This window comes from Rhodanobacter sp. G1, assembly GCF_055397855.1.
The window spans coordinates 1,714,186-1,734,088 of sequence record NZ_AP039674.1 but is presented as its reverse complement, the minus strand read 5'-3'; the positions used below and the strand labels follow the sequence as shown (position 1 = coordinate 1,734,088).

The window sequence follows — 19,903 nt, the reverse complement described above, 5'->3', positions numbered from 1 at the left end:
GCTCAAGCCGCCTTGTGGCCGGGCGCGGCCACGTCGGTGCCCAGCGACTGCACCCAACTGCTCACCTTTTCCAATGCCTGGTAGCGGGTGAGGTCGACGTGGATCGGCGTCACCGAGACATAACCGCGGCGCACCGCATCGAAGTCCGTGCCGGGGCCGGCGTCGTCCACCTCGCCCGCCGGGCCGATCCACCAGATCGGGCGGCCGCGCGGATCGGTCTGCGCGATGCACGGCTCCGCGCGATGGCGGCGCCCCAGCCGCGTGACCTCGAAGCCATGGATCTCCGCCCACGGCCGATCCGGCACGTTGACGTTGAGGATGGTGTCGGCCGGCAGCGGATCGACCAGCAGCCGGCGCATCAGCAGCAGCACCGCGTTCGCCGCCGAGTCGTAATGCACGCCGGCATGGTCGCGGCTGACCAGCGATACCGCGATGGCCGGCAGGCCGAGGAAACGCCCCTCCATCGCCGCCGACACCGTACCGGAATAGATCACGTCGTCGCCGAGGTTGGCCGAGTTGTTGATGCCGGACACCACGATGTCCGGCTCGTGCTCCAGCAGGCCGGACAGCGCCAGGTGCACGCAATCGGTGGGCGTGCCCGCCACGCGGTAGCGGCCGTCCTCCATGCGCAGCACGCGCAGCGGCGCGTCCAGGGTCAGCGAATTGCTGGCGCCGGAGCGGTCGCGGTCGGGCGCCACCACCGTCACCTCGCCCACTTCGCGCAGGCGCGCGGCAAGCACGTGGATGCCCCGCGCATCCACGCCATCGTCGTTGCTGACAAGAACTCGCATGCTGATCCGTGTTGTGTCGACCGCAGCGCACCGTCAAGCGACGTGCGCACCTTGCAACCTCCCGAGTTTACCGGAGCGACCCCATGGTTTCACGGATCGTCACGTGCATTGCATGCGAGCCGCCGCTTGCTAGCATCGGTACATGAAACGCCGCCCGCCAACCGCGATCAGCGAAGACGATGCCCGCCTGTTCCGCGAGGCCATCGGCGAGGTGCGCCACATCGACGCGCCAGTCGCACCGCCAGCGGCGCCCAAGCCTGCGCCGCGACCGCGCATGTTCGAGGCCGACGAGGCCGCCGTGCCGGGCGAGCTGCTGGAGATGGCCTTCGACCCGGCCACGCTGGAAGTGGGCGAGGAACTGGCCTACCTGCGCGACGGCTACCCGCCGAAGCTGCTGCGCCAGTTGAAGCGCGGCCAGTACAGCGTGCAGGACGAGATCGACTTGCACCAGATGAACGCCGCCGCCGCGCAGACCACCATCGCCGCTTTCCTCGCCGAAGCGAAACAGCGCGGCCTGCATTGCGTGCGCATCATCCACGGCAAGGGCCTGCGCTCGAAAGCCGCTGGCCCGGTACTGAAGGCGCTCACCGACCGCCTGCTGCGACGGCGTGACGACGTGGTGGCATTCGCCTCGGCGCGGCCCGCGCAGGGCGGTACCGGCGCGGTGATCGTGCTGCTGCGAGGGTGACGGGGCAACTTGGGCCATGGATGGCCCAACGTCTGGCAGGCGCATCGCGCCTGCCTGACGGAGCCCTGCGCAAGCGCAGGGCGAATCCCCGAAGTGCAGGATACACTTCGGGGATCAATCAAGCATGGCGCTGTTGCTCTCGCCTGACGGATGCCATCAAGCGAACTAAGGCGCAGCCGCCACCTCCCGCGCCACCACCGTGGCATACGCCCCTGCCGGCAACTCGAACGACAACTCCAGCGCATCGTCGGCCAGCCAATGCCAGCGCAGGTCTTTCGGCAGCAAGCGCAGCGGGCGGCGCTCCTGATCCATGCGCGCGGCGGCAAGGCCTTGCGCGAGATCGTCGTGCGCCGCGGCGATTTCGCGTTCCAGCGCACCGACCTCGCCCGTGGCAGGCGGCTCGCCCTGCCCCCATAGCGGGCCCGAGGGATGAATGTCGCCGCGCGCCAGGCGCTCGGCCAGCACGTCGCCGTACGGCTCCGGCCCGAACCACGAGCGCGAGCCGGCCAGCGACCAGATCTCGCCGTCCAGCGGCGCATCCCAGGTGCCACGCTCGACGCGCGCCGCGAGCACGCTGTTGAAGATCTGCGAGCGCGCGGCGGAAAGCAGGAAACCGCGCTTGTCGCGATCCACCCGGCGCCCCGCGAACATCGCACGCGCCTGATCCAGGTTGCCGCCTTCGCGACCGAAACGCTGCTCGCCGAAGTAGTTGGGCACGCCGCGCGCGGCGATGGCGGCCAGCACCTGCCCGGCGCGTTCGCGCTCGCCCTGCACCTCGCGCAGCACCAGCACGAAGCGGTTGCCGCGCAAGGCGCCGCGCTTGAGCTTGCGGCCATGACGGGTGGCGGCCAGCACTTTCACGTTCTCGTGCGGGAAGGCCGACCAGTCGGGATCGGGCTTACCGGCGAGTTGCACGGTGAAGGCCTGGCGGGTGACCGCGTGGCGATCCTTCAGGCCCGCATAGCCCACGGCCAGCGGCGGCACACCGGCGAATTTCGCCAGCTCCCGCGCCAGCCAGTCGGTGTTGGCGCCACGCTTCTCCACCCACAGCAACGCGTGCTCGCCGCTGCCGTCGGCGTCGTAGCCCAGGATTTCCTCGACGAGGAAATCCTCATGGGCAAGTCGAAGGCGCCCCGTCAAAGGCGGTGCCGCACCATGGGCAAAGGGAAGTTCGAAATCGGACATGGTTGCCTCGAAATGCAAAGTTGTCATCCCGGCGCAGGCCGGGATCCAGCAGCGATCATGCTTGCTCAAGCCGCACAGCAACTGGATTCCGGCCTGCGCCGGAATGACGAGCAAAAGCGCGGCCACGAATGTTCAAAATTATTCCGGACAACAGTGGGCCTGCGCCGGGATGACGAGCAAAAGCTAGCGACGTTCCAGCAACACGCAGGCCTGGGCGGCGATGCCTTCGCCGCGGCCGGTAAAGCCGAGTTTTTCGGTGGTGGTGGCCTTGACGCTGACCTGGTCGAGCCGGCAGCCGAGGTCGGCGGCCAGATTCTCGCGCATGGCCTGCGCGTGCGGGCCGACCTTGGGCGATTCGCAGATCACGGTGACGTCGGCGTTGCCCAGTGCGTAGCCGTGCTGCGCCATCAGCGCCGCGGCGTGGCGCAGGAACTGGCGGCTGTCGGCGTTGCGCCAGCGTTCGTCGGAGGGCGGAAAGTGCTTGCCGATGTCGCCCAGCGCCAGCGCGCCGAAGATGGCGTCGCACAGCGCATGGATCGCCACGTCGCCGTCGGAGTGCGCGACCAGCCCGCGCGCATGGGGAATACGCACGCCGCCCAGGGTGACGTGGTCGCCTTCGCCGAAGGCGTGCACGTCGAAGCCGTTGCCTATGCGCATGCTCATGCCGTCCTCGCCAGCAGGAATTCGGCCAGCGCGAGATCCGCCGCCGTGGTGACCTTGATGTTGTCCTCGGCGCCTTCGACCAGCAGCGGCCGGAAGCCGGCCAGTTCCATCGCCATCGCCTCGTCGCTGACCGCGCGGCCGTCGCGCGCCACGGCACGCAGCGCGGCAACCAGTTCGCCGCGACGGAACATCTGCGGCGTGAATGCGCGCCAGCGCTGCTCGCGCGGTTCGGTGGCGAGGCTGCAGCCGCCTTCGCCGGCGCGCTTCAGCGTGTCGCGCAACGGCGCGCCCAGCAGGCCGCCATCCGCCTCGGAAGCGCGTTCGATCAGGCGCGCGATGTCGTTCGCGCGCACGCAGGGGCGTGCGGCGTCGTGCACCAGCACGAAATCGGCGTTGCCCACGTCAGAAGGCAAGGCCTCGATCCCGGCCAGCACCGAATCGCTGCGCTCGGCGCCGCCGATGGCGATGCGCACCGGCTTGCCATGCAGGCTGGTAATGCCGGGCCAGAGTTCGTCCCGCGCGCCCAGTACCACCATCAGCCCGGCGATGCGCGGATGCGCCGCCAGCCGCTCCAGCGTATGTGCGATCAGCGGCTTGCCGGCCAGCGGCAGATACTGCTTGGGGCAATCGGCGCCCATGCGCGTGCCGCGGCCAGCGGCAGGCACCACGCACCACAAGGCTGCGTTCATCTGACGACGCCGCCAGTCACGACGCCAACGGGACGGGCAGGCGGCGGCAGGGGCAAGCTGCTGCTTGCGCCTGCCGGCTGGTTGTCCACCTGGTAGAACACCTCGCCGGGCTTGATCAGGCCCAGCCCGGTGCGCGCGCGCGCCTCGATGGCCTGGTTGCCGTTCTTCAGGTCGGCCACGTCGGCGGCCAGCGCCTGGTTGCGCTGCTGCAGGCGATCGTTCTCGTCCGCCTGCTTCTTGATGGCCACGCGCAAGGCATCCACCTCGTGCACGCCGCCGTGCGCGGACCACAGTTTCACCTGCAGTCCGATCAACAACAGCACCAGGACGAGGGCGATCCAGCGCAGCATGGACGGTGCGCGCTTCCGTCAGCCCGGCAGATGCGCGAGGTTCGGGAAGGCGTTGCGGCCGGCGTAGACCGCCGACGCGCCCAGCGCTTCCTCGATGCGCAGCAGCTGGTTGTACTTGGCCACGCGGTCGGTGCGGCACAGCGAGCCGGTCTTGATCTGCGTCGCCGTGGTGGCCACCGCGATGTCGGCGATGGTGGTGTCCTCGGTCTCGCCCGAGCGGTGCGAGATGATCGCCGCGTACTTCGCCGCGTCGGCCATGGCGATGGCTTCCAGCGTCTCGGACAGCGTGCCGATCTGGTTGACCTTGATCAGGATCGCGTTGGCGATGCCCTTGTCGATGCCTTCCTTGAAGATCGCCGGGTTGGTGACGAACAGGTCGTCGCCCACCACCTGGGTGGTCTTGCCGATGGCGTCGGTGAGCAGCTTCCAGCCGGCCCAGTCGCCTTCGGCCATGCCGTCCTCGATGGTGACGATGGGGTACTGCCTGGCCCAGCTGGCCAACACGTCCACCCACTGCTCGGGGGTATAGACCTTGCCCTCGCCTTCCAGGTCGTACTTGCCGTCCTTGAAGAACTCCGAGCTGGCCGCGTCGAGGCCGAGCAGGATCTCGCTGCCCACCTTGTAGCCGGCCTTGTTCACCGCTTCGAGGATGGTATCGATCGCCTCCACGTTGGAGCGCAGGTTCGGCGCGAAGCCGCCCTCGTCGCCCACCGCGGTGTTGAGGCCCTTGCCCTTCAGCACGCTCTTCAGCGCGTGGAAGATCTCCGCGCCGGCGCGCAGCGCCTCGGCGAAGCTGGGTACGCCCACCGGCAGCACCATGAACTCCTGCACGTCGACGTTGTTGTCGGCATGCGCGCCGCCGTTGATGATGTTCATCATCGGCACCGGCAACGCACCGGGCTTGCCGGTGGTGCCGTTGATCTCAGCGAGGTACCGCCACAGCGCCTGCTTGCGCTGCGCCGCCACGGCGTGCGCGGCGGCCATCGACACGCCGAGGATCGCATTGGCGCCCAGTTTGCCCTTGTTCGGAGTGCCGTCGAGCTGGATCAGCTTGGCGTCCAGCCCGCCCTGGTTGGCGGCGTCGAAGCCCTTCAGCTCGCTGGCGATGGAGTTGTTGACGTTGGCCACGGCGTTCTTCACGCCCTTGCCGCCGTAGCGCGACTTGTCGCCGTCGCGTAGCTCCACCGCCTCGCGCGTGCCGGTGCTGGCGCCGCTGGGTACCGCGGCGCGACCGAAGCCGCCGCCCGCCAGGGTGACCTCGGCCTCCAGCGTGGGGTTGCCGCGCGAGTCGAGGATTTCACGGGCGTGGATGCGGGTGATGTCGGTACTCATGCGGCGGCAATCCTTCAGCAGTGGGGAGGGGCAACGCGGATTTACAGGGTGTTTTCGAGAAAACCGTGGCGCTTGGTCACGGCATCCAGTTCAAGCAGGGTTTCCAGCAAGGCTTCCATCTTGCCCAACGGCCAGGCGTTGGGGCCGTCGCTGAGCGCCTTGGAGGGGTCGGGATGCGTCTCGGCGAACAGGCCGGCCACGCCCGCCGCCACCGCCGCGCGCGCCAGCACCGGCACGAACTCGCGCTGGCCGCCGGAGCTGGTGCCCTGCCCGCCAGGCAACTGCACCGAGTGCGTGGCGTCGAACACCACCGGGCAGCCGGTGTCGCGCATCGCGCTCAGGCTGCGCATGTCGGAGACGAGGTTGTTGTAGCCGAAGCTGGCGCCGCGCTCGCAGACCATGATGGCGTCGTTGCCGACGGCCTTGGCCTTGTCGACCACGTTCTTCATGTCCCACGGCGCGAGAAACTGGCCCTTCTTGATGTTCACCGGCTTGCCGGCGCGGGCCACCGCCTGGATGAAATCGGTCTGCCGGCACAGGAAGGCCGGCGTTTGCAGCACGTCCACCACCGACGCGACCTCGGCGAACGGGGTGTATTCGTGCACGTCGGTGAGCACCGGCACGCCGACCTGGCGCTTCACCTCGCCAAGGATGCGCAGGCCCTCTTCCATGCCCGGCCCGCGGAAGCTGGTGCCGGAGGAGCGGTTGGCCTTGTCGAAGCTGGACTTGAAGATGAAGTGGATGCCGAGCCTGTTGGTGATTTCCTTCAGCGTGCCGGCAGTGTCCAGCTGCAGCTGCTCGGACTCGACCACGCAGGGGCCGGCGATCAGGAACAGCGGCTTGTCCAGGCCGACCTCGAAGCCGCACAGCCTCATGCGACGTGCTCCTTCGCCAGCTTTGCGCCGTCGCGCACGGCCTTGTACTCGCGCGCGGCGTGCACGAAGCCGATGAACAGCGGGTGGCCGTCGCGCGGCGTGGAGGTGAATTCCGGATGCGCCTGACAACCGAGGAACCACGGGTGCTTCTGCTGCGGCAGCTCGACGATCTCCACCAGCAGGTCGTCCATCGACTTGCCGGAGATCACCAGGCCACGATCCTCGAAGCTCTGGCGGTAGCGGTTGTTGAATTCGTAGCGGTGGCGATGGCGCTCGCGCACCACGTCCTGGCCGTACATCTCGCGCGCCAGCGTGCCGGCCTTGAGGCGGCATTCCTGCGCGCCCAGGCGCATGGTGCCGCCGAGGTCGGAGCGCTCGCTGCGCTGCTCGACTTCGCCGGCGGCCGTGGTCCACTCGGTGATCAGCGCGATCACCGGGTTCGGCGTGTTGCGGTCGTTCTCGCTGGAATCGGCGTCGGCCAGCCCGGCCACGTGGCGGGCGAAATCCACCACCGCCGCGTGCATGCCGTAGCAGATGCCGAAGTACGGTACGCCGTGCTCACGGGCGTACTTCGCCGACAGCACCTTGCCCTCGAAGCCGCGCTTGCCGAAGCCGCCGGGCACCAGGATCGCGTCCGCGCCGCCCAGCACCTTGGCGGCGCCTTCGGCCTCGACCTGCTCGGAATCGATCCACTGCAGGTTCACGCGCGTCTGCTGCTTGATGCCGCCGTGGCGCAGCGCTTCGCCCAGCGACTTGTAGGCGTCCTTGTGTTCAACGTACTTGCCGACGATGGCCACGGTGACCTCGTCCTTCGGGTGCACCACGGCATCCACCGTGCGCTGCCAGCCGGAGAGGTCGGCCGGCTTCGCATCCAGAGCGAGCCGCTTCACCACGATCTCGTCCAGGCCCTGCTGGTGCAGCCACAGCGGGGTCTTGTAGATCACGTCCACGTCCACCGCGCTGATCACGGCGTTCTCGGGCACGTTGGTGAACAGGGCGATCTTGCGGCGCTCGCCCTCGGGCAGCGGCTGCTCGCTGCGGCACAGCAGGATGTCCGGCTGGATGCCGATGGAGCGCAGCTCCTTCACCGAGTGCTGGGTCGGCTTGGTCTTGATTTCGCCGGCGGCCTTGATGAAGGGCACCAGGGTGAGGTGCATGAACAGGCACTTCTCCGGGCCGTGCTCGATGCGCAACTGGCGGATCGCCTCCAGGAACGGCAGCGACTCGATGTCGCCCACCGTGCCGCCGATCTCCACCAGCGCCACGTCGAAGCCGCGGGTGGCCTCGTGGATGCAGTGCTTGATCTCGTCGGTGATGTGCGGGATCACCTGCACGGTGGCGCCCAGGTAGTCGCCGCGGCGCTCCTTGCGGATCACCGACTCGTAGATCTTGCCGGTGGTGATCGAGTTCTTGCCGGTGAGCCGGGTATGGACGAAGCGCTCGTAGTGGCCCAGGTCAAGGTCGGTCTCGGCGCCGTCGTCGGTCACGTACACCTCGCCGTGCTGGAACGGGCTCATGGTGCCCGGGTCGACGTTGATGTAGGGGTCGAGCTTCATCATGGTGACCGAAAGGCCACGCGCTTCCAGGATGGAAGCCAGCGACGCCGCGGCGATGCCCTTGCCAAGCGAGGACACCACACCGCCGGTGACGAAAATCAGGGGGGTCATGGGATGCAGCCGTGCTGGAAAGTCGCATTTTAGCGGCAGACGGCTCTCACCGCGAGATGCAGGCGCCGGAAGATTCATCGGGAATTGCGATTGCCACCACCCGCCCCGCTCCAGCCGACGAAAACAGGGGCCAGTGAAGCGCCGCTCCGCTCAATCGGCGACTCCCAGCGCGAAACCGCAACCGTTGGCCAACGCCATGAAACCCGGGAACGAGGTGGCCACGTGGCGGCAGTCGTTGATGCGCACCGGCGCCTGTGCCACCAGCCCGGCCACCGCGAAGCTCATCGCAATGCGGTGGTCGGTGAGGCTTTCCACCGCGCCGCCGGCGAGCGTGCCACCGTGGATAGTGGCGCCGTCCGGCATCTCGTCCACCGTGATGCCCAGCGCGCGCAGGCCGGTCGCCATGGTGGCGAGGCGGTCGGACTCCTTGACGCGCAGCTCGGCGGCGCCGCGGATCAGGGTGTGGCCCTCGGCCACCGCCGCTGCGACGAACAGCGCGGGGAATTCGTCGATCATGTCCGGCACCAGCGCCTCGGGCAGCTCGACGCCGTGCAGCGGCGCGTGGCGAACCAGCAGGTCGCCCACCGGCTCGCCGCCGCTGGTTTTCTCGTTCTCGATGCGGATGTCCGCGCCCATCAGGCGCAGTGCTTCCAGCAGGCCGGTGCGGCGCGGGTTGAGACCCACCGCCGGCAGGCGCAGTTCGGAGCCGGGCACGATGCTGGCGGCAACCAGGAAGAACGCGGCCGAGGAGAAATCCGCCGGCACGTCCACGTCGGTGGCGCGCAGCGCGTGGCCGCCGGACAGCTTCGCCCGTCCCGGCTCGAACGCGATCGGCCAGCCGAACGCGGCCAGCATGCGCTCGGTGTAGTCGCGCGTGGGATGCGGCTCGATGACTTCGGTCTCGCCTTCCGCATACAGGCCGGCCAGCAACAGCGCGGACTTCACCTGCGCGCTAGCCACCGGCAGCTCATAGCGGATGCCGTGCAGGCGCTGGCCGCCGCGCACATGCAGCGGCGGCAGGCCGGTTTGCGTGTCGATGCGCGCGCCCATCGCGGCCAGCGGCTCGGTGACGCGGCGCATCGGCCGCTTCGACAACGAGGCGTCGCCGACAAGGGTGCTGTCGAATGCCTGCCCGGCCAGCAGGCCAGCCAGCAGGCGCATGCCGGTACCGGCGTTGCCGCAATCCAGTTCATGCGCGCTGGCGCGCAGACCGTGCAGGCCCACGCCGTGCACCATGCGCTCGCCCTCGGCCGGCGTCTCGATGCGCACGCCGAGCTGTTGCAACACGGCGGCGGTAGCGCGGGTGTCCTCGCCTTCGAGGAAACCGCGGATGCGCGACGTGCCTTCGGCCAGCGCGCCGAACATCAATGCACGATGCGAAACCGACTTGTCACCCGGTACGCCCACGCTGCCGCGCAGCGGCCCGCCGGCGCGGCTGCTCCAATCCAGCCGCGCGCTCAAGGCAGCGCCACCGGGTAGGAACCGAGCACGCGCAACTGCGCCACCGATTGTTCGATCTCCTTCACCGCCGCCTGCAAGGCCTCGTCCTGGATGTGGCCGGAGACGTCGATGAAGAACGCGTACTGCCACTTGCCCGAGTGCGCGGGGCGCGACTCGATGCGGTTGAGGCTCACGCCGTGCGCGGCGAACGGGCTGAGCACGTGGTACAGCGCGCCGGGCTGGTCGTTCACCGTGATCAGCAGCGAGGTGCGATCGTTGCCCGACGGCGGGAACAGCGAGCGACCGATGACCAGGAAGCGCGTGGTGTTGTCGGCGCGATCCTCGATGCCGGTGGCCAGCGTCCTCAGGCCGTACACCTTGCCGGCCGTCTCGCCGGCGATGGCGCCGGCGTCGTCGGCATGGCGTGCCAGCCGCGCGGCCTCGGCATTGCTGCCCACCGCCTCGCAGGTCACATTCGGAAGGTTCATGCGCAGCCAAGTCTTGCACTGCTGCAGCGACTGCGCGTGCGCATACACGCGCTTGATCGATTCCAGGTCGGGCGCCATCGAATGCAGGCACTGGTGCACGCGCAGCTCCACCTCGCCGCAGATGCGCGCGTCGGAGGTGAGGAACATGTCCAGCGTCACCTGGATCATGCCCTGCCCCGAATTCTCCACCGGCACCACGCCGAAGTCGGCATGGCCGGCTGCCACTTCCTGGAACACCTCCTCGATGCTGCCCAGCGGCAGGCCGTAGGCGGCGTGGCCGAAGTGCTTGCGTACCGCCTGCTCGCTGAAGGTGCCTTCCGGGCCGAGGTAGCCGATCTTCAGCGGGTCTTCCTGCGCCAGGCAGGAGGACATGATCTCGCGGAACAGCCGCACCATCTCGGCGTCCGACAGCGGCCCCTGGTTGCGGTCGACCACCATGCGCAGCACGTGCGCCTCGCGCTCGGGGCGGTAGTAGTCGATGGCGGACAGACCCTCGCCCTTGACCCGCGCCACTTCCTGTGCCCGCTTCGCGCGCTCGGAGATCAGCTCCTGGATCTGCCGGTCGATGCTGTCGATGCGCTCGCGCACTCCGGACAGCGAGGTCTTGCTTTCGGTCATGATGGATGTCTGGACGGATGGAAGGCCAAATGCATGATGCCTGAAAGGCTCAACCGTGTCGCGCCGCGAAGTCGCGCATGAAGGCGACCAGCGCATCCACCGCCTCCGGCGGCACGGCGTTGTAGAGCGAGGCGCGCATGCCGCCCAGCGCCTTGTGGCCCTTCAGCGCGACCAGGCCGGCGGCCTCGGACTCGGCCAGGAACGGCGCGTCCAGCGCGCTGTCATGCAGTGTGAACGGCACGTTCATGCGCGAGCGCGCGGCGGGATCGATCGCGTTGCGGTAATAGCCGCCGGAGCCGTCGATGGCCGCGTACAGCCGCTCGGCCTTGCCGCGGTTGCGCTCGCCCATCGCGGCGAGGCCGCCCTGTTCCTTCAGCCACTGGAAGGTGAGCCCGGCGAGGTACCAGCCCCAGGTGTTGGGCGTGTTGAGCATGGAATCGGCGGCGGCATGCTCGGCGTAGCGGAAGATCTTCGCCATCGGCCGCGCGGCGCGCGCCAGCAGGTCGCGGCGCGCGATCATCAGCACCAGGCCGGAGGGGCCGATGTTCTTCTGCGCGCCGGCGTAGATCAGCCCGTGGCGGCGCACGTCGATGGGCGCCGAGAGGATGTCGGAGGACATGTCCGCCACCAGCGGCACGTCGCCGGTGTCGGGCGCCTCGTGGAACTGCACGCCGTGGATGGTTTCGTTCGGCGTGTAGTGCACGTAGGCAGCGCGCGGGTCGAACTGCCACTCCGCGCGCGGCGGCAGGCGGCGGTAGCCTTCGCCCTTGCTGCTGGCGGCCACGTTCACGCGCACGTAGGGCGCGGCTTCGTTCGCGGCCTTCTCGCCCCAGTGGCCGTTGACGATGTAGTCGGCGCTGTCGCCCTCGCCCGCCAGGTTCATCGGGATCTGCGCGAAATGCTGGGTGGCGCCGCCCTGCAGGAACAGCACGGCGTAGTCGTCCGGGATCGCGGCCAGTTCGCGCAGGTCGGCCTCCACCTGCGCCGCCATCGCGATGAAGCGCTTGCCGCGGTGCGACTGCTCCATCACCGACATGCCGCTGCCGTTCCAGTCCAGCAACTCGCGCTGCGCGCGCTCGAGCACCTCGCGCGGCAGCGCCGCCGGACCCGCACTGAAATTCCACACCTGGCTCACCAATGGCTCCCCGTGACTGCAATCACCGCATTATGGCGCGCCGCAGCATGGAGCCGTCAATGGGAGCCACATTGAACAATACGGCCAGGAATGGCCGCCCATTTGATTCCCGCGACCATGGTGATTGCAGGGCTTGAGCAGTGCGGCCAGGGATGGCCGCCCGTTTGACTTTCGCGATCATGGACGATCGCAGGAATCACGCATCAAAAACGGATCCACAGCACCAGTGCGATGCCCAGCGCCAGCACCGCGGCGGTGACGATCAGCCACCACACTTCGCCGCGCGGGCCGGCGGCGTCTTCAGGCAGGGCTGGCAGGGCCGGCCCGGGCGCCGCGACCACGGGCTCGGCCTCCATGCCCGGCGCATCGAGCACGAAACGGTGGGGCCCGAGGCTGATCTGGTCGCCGGGCCGCAGCGCCACGCGCTGCATCGTCGCGCCGTTCACGCGCAGCGGCCAGGCGGCGGAGGCTTGCGCCACCTCGAGCACCAGGCAGTCGTCCTGCCAGTCCAGTTTCAGGCTGGCTGTTTCGCCCTGCGGCAGTTCCAGCGGAAGGCGGCCATAAGGCCCGAGTTCCAGGCCTTCGCCCACAGGCAACACGCGCCCGGACAAGGTGCCGGCCAGCGCACGCAACGCCGCGGTGCCACGCGCCTGCGCCGGCGCCACCATTGTTTCACGCCGTTCCGGCGACACGTCGTCGCGCAACAGCATGCGGCAATCGCCCACGCTCAGCATGTCGCCGGGGCGCAACAAGGCGCGCTCGCGCACCGGTCGCGCGTTCACGTACACGCGCGTGGCCGAGGGCAGCACCGCCAGCACCCAGCCACGCTGATCCTGTTCGATGCGCAGGTGCCGCGGCGCAGCCTGTCTGGCCGACAAGACCAGGTCGTTGTCAGCCGCGCTGCCTATCCGCAGTTGGGGTGCCGTCCACGGGAAATCCTCGCGGGCGGAGTGGAGAAACTCGATGCGCATCGCCGTACCAATCCATCGACCGCGGCACTCTAGCATGCGGTTCCTGAGCGCCAGCCCCGCACTTGCATGCCGCGCGCATGGCTTATCATGCCCGTCTCCCCCGGAGCCCAGCGCATGCCCAGCATCGACATCCAACGCCCCCACAACCTGCCGCTGCCGGAAGCGCGCGCCGTGGTCGAGAAGGTGGCTGCGCGCATGCACGAGAAGTTCGACATCGCGGGCCGCTGGGAGGGCGACACCCTGCATTTCTCCCGCCCCGGCGTGAACGGCCAGATCGCGGTGGGCGGCGACGCGATCCGCGTGCGCGCCGAGCTGGGCCTGCTGCTGTCGCCGCTCAAGGGCATGGTCGAGCAGGAGATCCGGCGCAAGCTGGACGAGCACTTCGCCTGAGCGATCCGGCGATCCTCGGCGGCCAATTTTGACCAGGCGCGTTGCCGTGGCATAATCGCCGGCTTGTGCGGCCACCGAGGCCGCTCTCCGACCCGGAACACATGGCCAAAGACGACGTCATCGAAATGGAAGGCACGGTTCTCGAAACCCTGCCCAACACCATGTTCCGCGTGCAACTGGAGAACGGGCACGTTGTCATCGCCCACATCTCCGGGCGCATGCGCAAGCATTACATCCGCATCCTCACGGGCGACAAGGTCAAGATCGAGATGACCCCGTACGACCTGAGCAAGGGGCGGATCACCTACCGCATGAAGTAAGGCGGCAGCCGCACCGGATGAAAAGTGCAGCCATGGATGGCTGCCCGTGTGACTTTCGCGATCAGGGATGATCGCAAAATGATGTGGAAAGGCCGCGCATCGCGCGGCCTTTTGTGTTGCCTGAAACCCGCGATCACTCGACGACGGCGGGCACCTTCTCGGCTTCTTCGCAATCCACCGCGAGCTCGCCGTCCTTCACGCCCAGCGTGACCTTGCCGCCTTCGGCCAGCTTGCCGAACAGCAGCTCGTCGGCCAGCGCGCGCTTCACCTTCTCCTGGATCACCCGCGCCATCGGGCGGGCGCCCATCTGGGCGTCGAAGCCGTGCTCGGCCAGCCAGCGGCGGGCCTCGGCGTCCACGTCCAGGCTGACGCGCTTGTCGGCCAGCTGCGCCTCCAGCTCGATCAGGAACTTGTCCACCACGCGCAGGATGTGCTCGAAGTCCAGCGCGTTGAACTGGATGATCGCATCGAGGCGGTTGCGGAACTCCGGCGTGAACGCGCGGCGGATCACCTCCATCGAGTCGGTGCGGTGGCTCTGCTCCACGAAGCCGATGCTGCGCCGCGCCGCCTGCGCCGCGCCGGCGTTGGTGGTCATCACCAGGATCACGTTCTTGAAGTTGGCCTCGCGCCCGTTGGTGTCGGTGAGCACGCCGCGATCCATCACCTGCAGCAGGATGTTGTAGACGTCCGGGTGCGCCTTCTCGATCTCGTCCAGCAGCAGCACCGCGTGCGGGTGCTTGGTCACCGCCTCGGTCAGCAGGCCGCCCTGGTCGAAGCCCACGTAGCCCGGGGGCGCGCCAACCAGGCGCGACACCGAGTGCGCCTCCATGTACTCGGACATGTCGAAGCGGATCATCTCGATGCCCAGCTGCATGGCGAGCTGGCGGGTGACCTCGGTCTTGCCCACGCCGGTGGGGCCGGCTAGCAGGAAGCTGCCGATCGGCTTGGCCGGGTCGGCCAGGCCGGAGCGCGCCATCTTGATCGAGGCGGCCAGCGCCTCGATCGCCGCGTCCTGGCCGAACACCACCATCTTGAGGTTGCGCTCCAGGTTCTTCAGCACGTCGCGGTCGGAGGCCGACACCTGCTTGGCCGGGATGCGCGCCATCTTGGCGACGATGTATTCCACCTCGGGCACGTCCACCTTGCCGGTGCGCTGATCCACGGGCAGCAGGCGCTGGCGGGCGCCGGCCTCGTCGATCACGTCGATCGCCTTGTCCGGCAGCAGGCGGTCGGGGATGTGCTTCACCGACAGATCCACCGCCGCCTTCAGCGACTCGTTGGTGTAGATGACGTTGTGGTGCTCCTCGAAGCGCGAGCGCAGGCCCTTGAGGATCTCGATACTGTCGGCCACCGAGGGCTCGACCACGTCGATCTTCTGGAAGCGGCGGGCCAGCGCGCGGTCCTTCTCGAACACGCCGCGGTATTCCTGGAACGTGGTCGAGCCGATGCAGCGCAGCTCGCCGGAGGCCAGCAGCGGCTTGATCAGGTTGCTGGCGTCCATGGTGCCGCCCGAGGCGGAGCCAGCGCCGATGATGGTGTGAATCTCGTCGATGAACAGGATCGCGCCCGGCTGCTTCTTGAGCTGGGCGATCACGCCCTTCAGGCGTTTCTCGAAGTCGCCGCGGTACTTGGTGCCGGCCACCAGCGCGCCCAGGTCGAGCGACCAGATCGTGGCGCTTTCCAGCACCTCGGGCACCTCGCCGTCCACGATGCGCTTGGCCAGTCCCTCGGCCAGCGCAGTCTTGCCCACGCCGGCGTCGCCCACGTAGAGCGGGTTGTTCTTGCGTCGGCGGCACAGCACCTGGATGGTGCGCTCGATCTCGTCGGCGCGGCCGATCAGCGGGTCGATCTTGCCTTCCAGCGCGCGCTCGTTGAGGTTGCTGGCGAACTCGGCGAGCGGATTGCCCTTGGACTCGCCGCCCTCCTCGCCTTCGCGCTCGCCGCCGGACGTGCCCGCGGCCGGCTCCTCGCCCACCTTGGCGATGCCGTGCGAGATGTAGTTGACCACGTCCAGCCGGGTGATCTCCTGCTGGTGCAGGAAATACACGGCGTGGGAATCCTTCTCGCCGAAGATCGCCACCAGCACGTTGGCGCCGGTGACCTCCTTCCGCCCGGAGGACTGCACGTGGTAGACCGCGCGCTGCAGCACGCGCTGGAAGCCCAGCGTGGGCTGGGTGTCGCGCTCGTCGCCGTGCGGCAGCACCGGCACGGTTTCGGCGATGACCTTCTCCAGCTCGTGGGTCAGTCGCGGCAGATCCACGCCGCAGGCGCGCAGCGCGCCCAGCGCGGACTGGTTGACGGTGAGCGCGAGCAGCAGGTGCTCCACGGTCATGTACTCGTGGCGCTGCTCGCGGGCCTGCTTGTAGCACTGGCCGATGGTGACTTCGAGATCCTTGCTGAACATCCGGACCGTCTCCGTTGCAATGGCTGGGCGGCGTAACCGCGTTGGCTACGAAATGGGGTCGCTCAGAGCTTTTCCATAGTGCACAACAGTGGATGCTGATGCGAGCGTGAATATTCGTTGACCTGGGTGACCTTGGTCTCGGCCACCTCGCGGGTAAACACGCCGCACACGCCCTTGCCGCGGGTATGCACGTGGAGCATCACCTGCACCGCGCGCTCCTGATCCAGCCCGAAGAAGCTGCGCAGCACCTCGACCACGAAGTCCATCGGCGTGAAATCGTCGTTCAGCAGCACCACCTGGAACAGCGGCGGTCGCGCCACCTCGGGCTTGGCGGTGCGCAGCGCCAGGCCGTGGCCGTTTTCTTGTTCGTTTTCGTGTTCGTTGGCCATGTTGACGATGTTCGTTCGACGGTTGCAAGTATACGCCGCGCCACTTCCCGGCCCCGCGGCGACCGCACGGGGATGTAGTGGCACAATGTCGCCTTTTCCAGTCCCCAGCCCCCGATGCCGCCTGTCTCCACCAACGACGCCGTCTGGCGCCCGCACGTCACCGTGGCCTGCGTGGTGGCCGACGGCGCGCGCTACTTGATGGTCGAGGAGGAGGTGAACGGCCGTCTGGCGTACAACCAGCCCGCCGGACATCTCGAAGACCGCGAGCGGCTGGTCGACGCCGCCGTGCGCGAGACGCTGGAGGAAACCGGCTGGACGGTGCAGCCCACCCACCTGATCGGCGTGCATCAGTGGCGCAGCACCGAGCACGGCGAGGGCGTGATCCGCTTCAGCTTCGCCGCGCGCCCCGTCGGCCACGATCCGTCGCGGCCGCTGGACGCCGGCATCCGCCGCGCGCTGTGGCTGGATCGCGCCGGGATCGCCGCGCTGGGCGAGCGCCTGCGCAGTCCGCTGGTGCTGGAAAGCATCGACGCCTGGCTGGCCGGCGCCCGTTTCCCGCTGGACGTGCTGCACGCCTGGCCGCACGGCGCCACGCCATGAGGGTGATGCTGGGCATTTCCGGCGGCGTCGACTCCTCGGTGGCGGCGCTGCTGCTCAAGCAGGCCGGCCATGCGGTCGATGGCATGTTCATGCAGAACTGGGAAGAGGACGACCGCTCCGGCCCCTGCACCGCCGACGCCGACCGCAAGGACGCCGTGGCGGTGTGCGGCCGGCTGGGCATTCCCTTCCACGCGCGCAACTTCGCCGCCGAATACTGGGACGGGGTGTTCGAGCACTTCCTCGCCGAATACCGCGCGGGCCGCACGCCCAACCCCGACGTGCTGTGCAACCGCGAGATCAAGTTCAAGACCTTCCTGGACGAGGCGCATGCGCTGGGTGCGGAGAAGATCGCCACCGGCCACTACGCCCGCGTAGGCTGCGTGGACGGCGAATACCGCCTGCTGCGCGCGGTGGACGCGGCCAAGGATCAGACCTACTTCCTGCACGCGCTGGGCCAGGCGCAGCTCGCCGCCACGCTGTTCCCGGTGGGCGAGATCGAGAAGTCGCGGGTGCGCGAGCTGGCGCTGGCCGCCGACCTGCCAACCCACGCGAAGAAGGATTCCACCGGCATCTGCTTCATCGGCGAGCGCGACTTCCGCAGCTTCCTCGCGCAATACATTCCGGGCCGTCCCGGCGAGATGCGCACGCCCGACGGCGAGCTGGTCGGCGAACACCAGGGCGCGATGTACTACACGCTGGGCCAGCGCAACGGCTTAGGGATAGGCGGCCGCCACGGCGCCAGCGGCGAACCGTGGTACGTGGTGGGCAAGGACGTGGCGGCCAACGTGCTCTACGTGGCGCAGGGCAACGCCAACCGCTGGCTGGACTCACGCACGCTGCACAGCGAGGCGCCGACCTGGGTGGCCGGCCGCGCACCGGCCGAACGTTTCCGCTGCACCGCCAAGACCCGCTATCGCCAGGCCGACCAGGGCTGCGAGGTGCGCGTGCTGGACGACGGCCTCGAAGTCCGCTTCGACGTCCCCCAGCGCGCGGTGACGCCCGGCCAGTCGGTGGTGCTCTACGACGGCGAAGCCTGCCTCGGCGGCGCGGTGATCGCCGCCACCGACGCCCCCTTCGGCGGTTTGCCCCCTATCCGAAACGAGAACTGACGGTGCTTGACGCTTTTGCGATGAACGAGGAACGCGTGCTGGCGCTGGCCGGCCTCTACCAGGCCTGCGCGCTGGCGCAGCAGCTGGCCAACCAGGGCCGCTGCGACGAAACCGCGATGGATGCGGGCATCGCCAGCGTGTTCCGCATCGACGCGCCTTCGGTGGTCGGCGTGTACGGCAACATCGCCAGCGTGCGGCTGGGCCTGCGCACCCTGGTGTCCCAGCTCGACGAAAGCAGCGACGACATGGCGGTGACGCGCATGGCGATGACCGTGATGCGGCTGGAACGCAACCTGTCCGGCCGGCCGGAGCTGCTCGACCGCCTGCAGCAGGGCATCCGCGCCGCGCAACGGCAGGCCGAACATTTCGGCCAGGGTTCCAGCCAGGTCACCGCGCGGCTGGCCGAACTGTACGCCTCCACGTTGTCCACCCTGCGTCCGCGCGTGATGGTCAACGGCAACCCGCAGCACCTGCAGCAGCCGGCCGTCGTCGAGAAGGTGCGCAGCAACTTGCTCGCGGCAGTGCGCTCGGCGGTGCTGTGGCGCCAGCTCGGTGGCCGCCAATGGCAACTGCTGCTGTTCCGCAAGCAGTGCAGCATGCTGGCACGCGGCCTGCTCACGGGTTCCACGCTGGGCGGTCGATAGCCGCCTTTCCCTTCTCCCTCCGGGAGACAAATCGGCAGGAATGCCGATTTGCACGGCGGAGCCGCCCGAAGGGTGAGGCACAAGGAAGTGCCGAATGAAGGTGGCGCGCAGCGCCGGATGAGGGTACGGGCAAGGCGCGGTGATGAACCTTGCAGCAAGACTCGCTGGCACGTTCCAGCCGTACCCTCACCCCAACCCCTCTCCCGCAGGGAGAGGGGCCAGACAGCGGCACGGCAGACGCTGTTCCGACCCGCTAGCCGAGCAGTTTCAACCCCGGCAACTGCTTCGCCAGGGCGCGCAGCAGCTTGGCGAAGGCCGCAAGGTCGGCGCCCCACGGCGTAGCTTCGCGCCAATACAGCGCGATCTCGCGGCCCTGCGCCTGCCCCTTGATCTTCGCCAGCACGATGTCGGGCTTGGAGGCCAGCCGTTCGTGCGCCAGCGCGGGCACCAGTGCGTGCCCGCCGCGCAGACTGACCAGGGCGGCCAGGCTTTCCAGGCTCACGTCCTGCACGTGACCGTCGCCGTCGGCGTGGCTCTCGGCCATCAGGATCGCATCCGCCTTTTCCAACTGCTCCAGCGCCACGCTGCGGCGGCCGGCCAGCGGGTGGTCGGCGCGCAGCATCGCCTCCCACGGCTCGAAGAACAGCGGCTGCATGGCGATGCCGCTGGCCAGCGGTGCCAGCGGCGCCAGCACGGCGTCCAGTTCCGCCTCGTGCAGGCGGCGCAGCAGGCCGCGCGGCTTGCCCTCTGAAATGCCAAGCCGCACGCCCGGGAAATGCTGCGGGAACGGCGCGATCAGGTGCGGCAGCAGGTACGGCCCCAGCGAGGCCGGCACGCCCAGCCGCAACTCGCCGCCAAAGGCCACGGCGCCGGCGCGGGCGGTCTGCTGCAGCAATTCTGCCGTGGCGATCACGGCGTCGATGCGCTCCAGCAGCCGGTGGCCGCCCGCCGTCGGCACCACCTTGCGCCCGCCGCGCTCGAACAGCGGCGCGCCCAGCGCCTGCTCCACCTTCTGCACCTGGTGCGACAGCCCGGACGGGCTGATGTGCATGGCCCGCGCCGCGCTGTTGAAGCTGCCGTGGCGATGCACCGCCTGCACCATCATCAGGTCGCGCAGCGAGATCGCCGAAATGTGCGAAGAGATCATCCGTGCGC

21 protein-coding genes are annotated in these 19,903 nt (G+C 68.7%); 6 read left to right on the top strand and 15 right to left on the bottom strand.

The genetic code is table 11. The features are described 5' to 3' along the window. Positions 1-2 precede the first annotated feature (2 nt). Positions 3-791: a 5'/3'-nucleotidase SurE gene (gene surE, locus ACZ5Z2_RS07810; RefSeq protein ID WP_464761389.1), complete on the bottom strand. Its 789-nt coding sequence runs from the start codon at positions 789-791 to the stop codon at positions 3-5. A 142-nt stretch (positions 792-933) separates the two neighbouring features. Here surE and ACZ5Z2_RS07805 point away from each other — a divergent pair, with 142 nt between their 5' ends. Further along, the gene (locus ACZ5Z2_RS07805) at positions 934-1,479 is read left to right on the top strand and encodes a Smr/MutS family protein (protein WP_464761388.1); all 546 of its coding nucleotides are present in this window, start codon (positions 934-936) and stop codon (positions 1,477-1,479) included. Between the two features lie 165 nt (positions 1,480-1,644). On the opposite strand, the gene truD is transcribed toward ACZ5Z2_RS07805, so the two are convergent. From truD to ACZ5Z2_RS07750, 11 genes are all read right to left on the bottom strand, one after another. Beyond that, positions 1,645-2,664 carry a tRNA pseudouridine(13) synthase TruD gene (gene truD, locus ACZ5Z2_RS07800; RefSeq protein WP_464761387.1) on the bottom strand — a complete coding sequence of 340 codons (1,020 nt, stop codon included), beginning with the start codon at positions 2,662-2,664 and terminating at the stop codon, positions 1,645-1,647. Between the two features lie 183 nt (positions 2,665-2,847). Beyond that, positions 2,848-3,321 (bottom strand): 2-C-methyl-D-erythritol 2,4-cyclodiphosphate synthase, encoded by a 474-nt coding sequence (ispF, locus tag ACZ5Z2_RS07795; RefSeq protein WP_464761681.1) that lies wholly within the window; start codon positions 3,319-3,321, stop codon positions 2,848-2,850. Positions 3,322-3,323: 2 nt separating this feature from the next. Beyond that, positions 3,324-4,016, bottom strand: a complete 693-nt coding sequence (gene ispD / locus ACZ5Z2_RS07790; protein WP_464761386.1) for a 2-C-methyl-D-erythritol 4-phosphate cytidylyltransferase — start codon at positions 4,014-4,016, stop codon at positions 3,324-3,326. Further along, positions 4,013-4,366, bottom strand: coding sequence for a cell division protein FtsB (gene ftsB / locus ACZ5Z2_RS07785; protein WP_464761385.1), 354 nt, complete (start codon positions 4,364-4,366; stop codon positions 4,013-4,015). Before ftsB ends, ispD begins: the two co-directional genes overlap by 4 nt. Before the next feature lie 18 nt (positions 4,367-4,384). Then, positions 4,385-5,698: a phosphopyruvate hydratase gene (gene eno / locus ACZ5Z2_RS07780; RefSeq protein ID WP_464761384.1), complete on the bottom strand. Its 1,314-nt coding sequence runs from the start codon at positions 5,696-5,698 to the stop codon at positions 4,385-4,387. A gap of 41 nt (positions 5,699-5,739) precedes the next feature. Beyond that, complete coding sequence (gene kdsA, locus ACZ5Z2_RS07775; RefSeq protein WP_464761383.1) at positions 5,740-6,573, bottom strand: 3-deoxy-8-phosphooctulonate synthase; 834 nt, start codon at positions 6,571-6,573, stop codon at positions 5,740-5,742. Continuing rightward, positions 6,570-8,240 (bottom strand): CTP synthase, encoded by a 1,671-nt coding sequence (locus ACZ5Z2_RS07770; protein ID WP_464761382.1) that lies wholly within the window; start codon positions 8,238-8,240, stop codon positions 6,570-6,572. The genes kdsA and ACZ5Z2_RS07770 overlap by 4 nt, the downstream gene beginning before the upstream one ends. A gap of 150 nt (positions 8,241-8,390) precedes the next feature. Then, positions 8,391-9,701 carry a 3-phosphoshikimate 1-carboxyvinyltransferase gene (aroA, locus tag ACZ5Z2_RS07765; RefSeq protein ID WP_464761381.1) on the bottom strand — a complete coding sequence of 437 codons (1,311 nt, stop codon included), beginning with the start codon at positions 9,699-9,701 and terminating at the stop codon, positions 8,391-8,393. Then, the gene (gene pheA / locus ACZ5Z2_RS07760; protein ID WP_464761380.1) at positions 9,698-10,786 is read right to left on the bottom strand and encodes a prephenate dehydratase; all 1,089 of its coding nucleotides are present in this window, start codon (positions 10,784-10,786) and stop codon (positions 9,698-9,700) included. Before pheA ends, aroA begins: the two co-directional genes overlap by 4 nt. A gap of 49 nt (positions 10,787-10,835) precedes the next feature. Further along, positions 10,836-11,921, bottom strand: a complete 1,086-nt coding sequence (gene serC / locus ACZ5Z2_RS07755; RefSeq protein WP_464761379.1) for a 3-phosphoserine/phosphohydroxythreonine transaminase — start codon at positions 11,919-11,921, stop codon at positions 10,836-10,838. Between the two features lie 203 nt (positions 11,922-12,124). After that, on the bottom strand, positions 12,125-12,892 hold the full coding sequence (locus ACZ5Z2_RS07750) for an FHA domain-containing protein (RefSeq protein ID WP_464761378.1): 768 nt from the start codon (positions 12,890-12,892) through the stop codon (positions 12,125-12,127). A gap of 114 nt (positions 12,893-13,006) precedes the next feature. On the opposite strand from ACZ5Z2_RS07750, the gene ACZ5Z2_RS07745 reads away from it, so the two are divergent. Continuing rightward, entirely contained in the window at positions 13,007-13,282 is a 276-nt protein-coding gene (locus ACZ5Z2_RS07745; protein ID WP_464761377.1) for a polyhydroxyalkanoic acid system family protein, read from the top strand. Between the two features lie 101 nt (positions 13,283-13,383). After that, complete coding sequence (gene infA / locus ACZ5Z2_RS07740) at positions 13,384-13,602, top strand: translation initiation factor IF-1 (protein ID WP_077485337.1); 219 nt, start codon at positions 13,384-13,386, stop codon at positions 13,600-13,602. Positions 13,603-13,735: 133 nt separating this feature from the next. Here infA and clpA read toward each other — a convergent pair whose 3' ends face one another. Both clpA and clpS read right to left on the bottom strand, forming a co-directional pair. Then, entirely contained in the window at positions 13,736-16,006 is a 2,271-nt protein-coding gene (gene clpA / locus ACZ5Z2_RS07735; protein WP_464761376.1) for an ATP-dependent Clp protease ATP-binding subunit ClpA, read from the bottom strand. A gap of 62 nt (positions 16,007-16,068) precedes the next feature. Next, positions 16,069-16,395 (bottom strand): ATP-dependent Clp protease adapter ClpS, encoded by a 327-nt coding sequence (gene clpS / locus ACZ5Z2_RS07730; RefSeq protein ID WP_464761374.1) that lies wholly within the window; start codon positions 16,393-16,395, stop codon positions 16,069-16,071. A gap of 114 nt (positions 16,396-16,509) precedes the next feature. Here clpS and ACZ5Z2_RS07725 point away from each other — a divergent pair, with 114 nt between their 5' ends. From ACZ5Z2_RS07725 to hflD, 3 genes are read left to right on the top strand one after another with little or no spacing between them, the layout of a single operon-like run. Further along, positions 16,510-16,995 carry an NUDIX hydrolase gene (locus ACZ5Z2_RS07725; RefSeq protein ID WP_464761373.1) on the top strand — a complete coding sequence of 162 codons (486 nt, stop codon included), beginning with the start codon at positions 16,510-16,512 and terminating at the stop codon, positions 16,993-16,995. Next, positions 16,992-18,104, top strand: a complete 1,113-nt coding sequence (gene mnmA, locus ACZ5Z2_RS07720; protein WP_464761372.1) for a tRNA 2-thiouridine(34) synthase MnmA — start codon at positions 16,992-16,994, stop codon at positions 18,102-18,104. Before ACZ5Z2_RS07725 ends, mnmA begins: the two co-directional genes overlap by 4 nt. 20 nt (positions 18,105-18,124) lie before the next feature. Further along, positions 18,125-18,748, top strand: a complete 624-nt coding sequence (gene hflD / locus ACZ5Z2_RS07715) for a high frequency lysogenization protein HflD (protein ID WP_464761679.1) — start codon at positions 18,125-18,127, stop codon at positions 18,746-18,748. A 253-nt stretch (positions 18,749-19,001) separates the two neighbouring features. On the opposite strand, the gene ACZ5Z2_RS07710 is transcribed toward hflD, so the two are convergent. Continuing rightward, a complete protein-coding gene (locus ACZ5Z2_RS07710) occupies positions 19,002-19,895 on the bottom strand; it encodes a LysR family transcriptional regulator (RefSeq protein ID WP_464761371.1) in 894 nt (297 codons plus the stop codon). Positions 19,896-19,903 lie beyond the last annotated feature (8 nt).

What these genes read in the sequence shown, in the direction of transcription:
- surE (WP_464761389.1), bottom strand. Translation starts at nt 791, where the DNA reads ATGCGAGTTCTTGTCAGCAACGACGATGGCGTGGATGCGCGGGGCATC.
- ACZ5Z2_RS07805 (WP_464761388.1), top strand. Translation starts at nt 934, where the DNA reads ATGAAACGCCGCCCGCCAACCGCGATCAGCGAAGACGATGCCCGCCTG.
- truD (WP_464761387.1), bottom strand. Translation starts at nt 2,664, where the DNA reads ATGTCCGATTTCGAACTTCCCTTTGCCCATGGTGCGGCACCGCCTTTG.
- ispF (WP_464761681.1), bottom strand. Translation starts at nt 3,321, where the DNA reads ATGCGCATAGGCAACGGCTTCGACGTGCACGCCTTCGGCGAAGGCGAC.
- ispD (WP_464761386.1), bottom strand. Translation starts at nt 4,016, where the DNA reads ATGAACGCAGCCTTGTGGTGCGTGGTGCCTGCCGCTGGCCGCGGCACG.
- ftsB (WP_464761385.1), bottom strand. Translation starts at nt 4,366, where the DNA reads ATGCTGCGCTGGATCGCCCTCGTCCTGGTGCTGTTGTTGATCGGACTG.
- eno (WP_464761384.1), bottom strand. Translation starts at nt 5,698, where the DNA reads ATGAGTACCGACATCACCCGCATCCACGCCCGTGAAATCCTCGACTCG.
- kdsA (WP_464761383.1), bottom strand. Translation starts at nt 6,573, where the DNA reads ATGAGGCTGTGCGGCTTCGAGGTCGGCCTGGACAAGCCGCTGTTCCTG.
- ACZ5Z2_RS07770 (WP_464761382.1), bottom strand. Translation starts at nt 8,240, where the DNA reads ATGACCCCCCTGATTTTCGTCACCGGCGGTGTGGTGTCCTCGCTTGGC.
- pheA (WP_464761380.1), bottom strand. Translation starts at nt 10,786, where the DNA reads ATGACCGAAAGCAAGACCTCGCTGTCCGGAGTGCGCGAGCGCATCGAC.
- ACZ5Z2_RS07750 (WP_464761378.1), bottom strand. Translation starts at nt 12,892, where the DNA reads ATGCGCATCGAGTTTCTCCACTCCGCCCGCGAGGATTTCCCGTGGACG.
- ACZ5Z2_RS07745 (WP_464761377.1), top strand. Translation starts at nt 13,007, where the DNA reads ATGCCCAGCATCGACATCCAACGCCCCCACAACCTGCCGCTGCCGGAA.
- infA (WP_077485337.1), top strand. Translation starts at nt 13,384, where the DNA reads ATGGCCAAAGACGACGTCATCGAAATGGAAGGCACGGTTCTCGAAACC.
- clpA (WP_464761376.1), bottom strand. Translation starts at nt 16,006, where the DNA reads ATGTTCAGCAAGGATCTCGAAGTCACCATCGGCCAGTGCTACAAGCAG.
- clpS (WP_464761374.1), bottom strand. Translation starts at nt 16,395, where the DNA reads ATGGCCAACGAACACGAAAACGAACAAGAAAACGGCCACGGCCTGGCG.
- ACZ5Z2_RS07725 (WP_464761373.1), top strand. Translation starts at nt 16,510, where the DNA reads ATGCCGCCTGTCTCCACCAACGACGCCGTCTGGCGCCCGCACGTCACC.
- mnmA (WP_464761372.1), top strand. Translation starts at nt 16,992, where the DNA reads ATGAGGGTGATGCTGGGCATTTCCGGCGGCGTCGACTCCTCGGTGGCG.
- hflD (WP_464761679.1), top strand. Translation starts at nt 18,125, where the DNA reads ATGAACGAGGAACGCGTGCTGGCGCTGGCCGGCCTCTACCAGGCCTGC.
- ACZ5Z2_RS07710 (WP_464761371.1), bottom strand. Translation starts at nt 19,895, where the DNA reads ATGATCTCTTCGCACATTTCGGCGATCTCGCTGCGCGACCTGATGATG.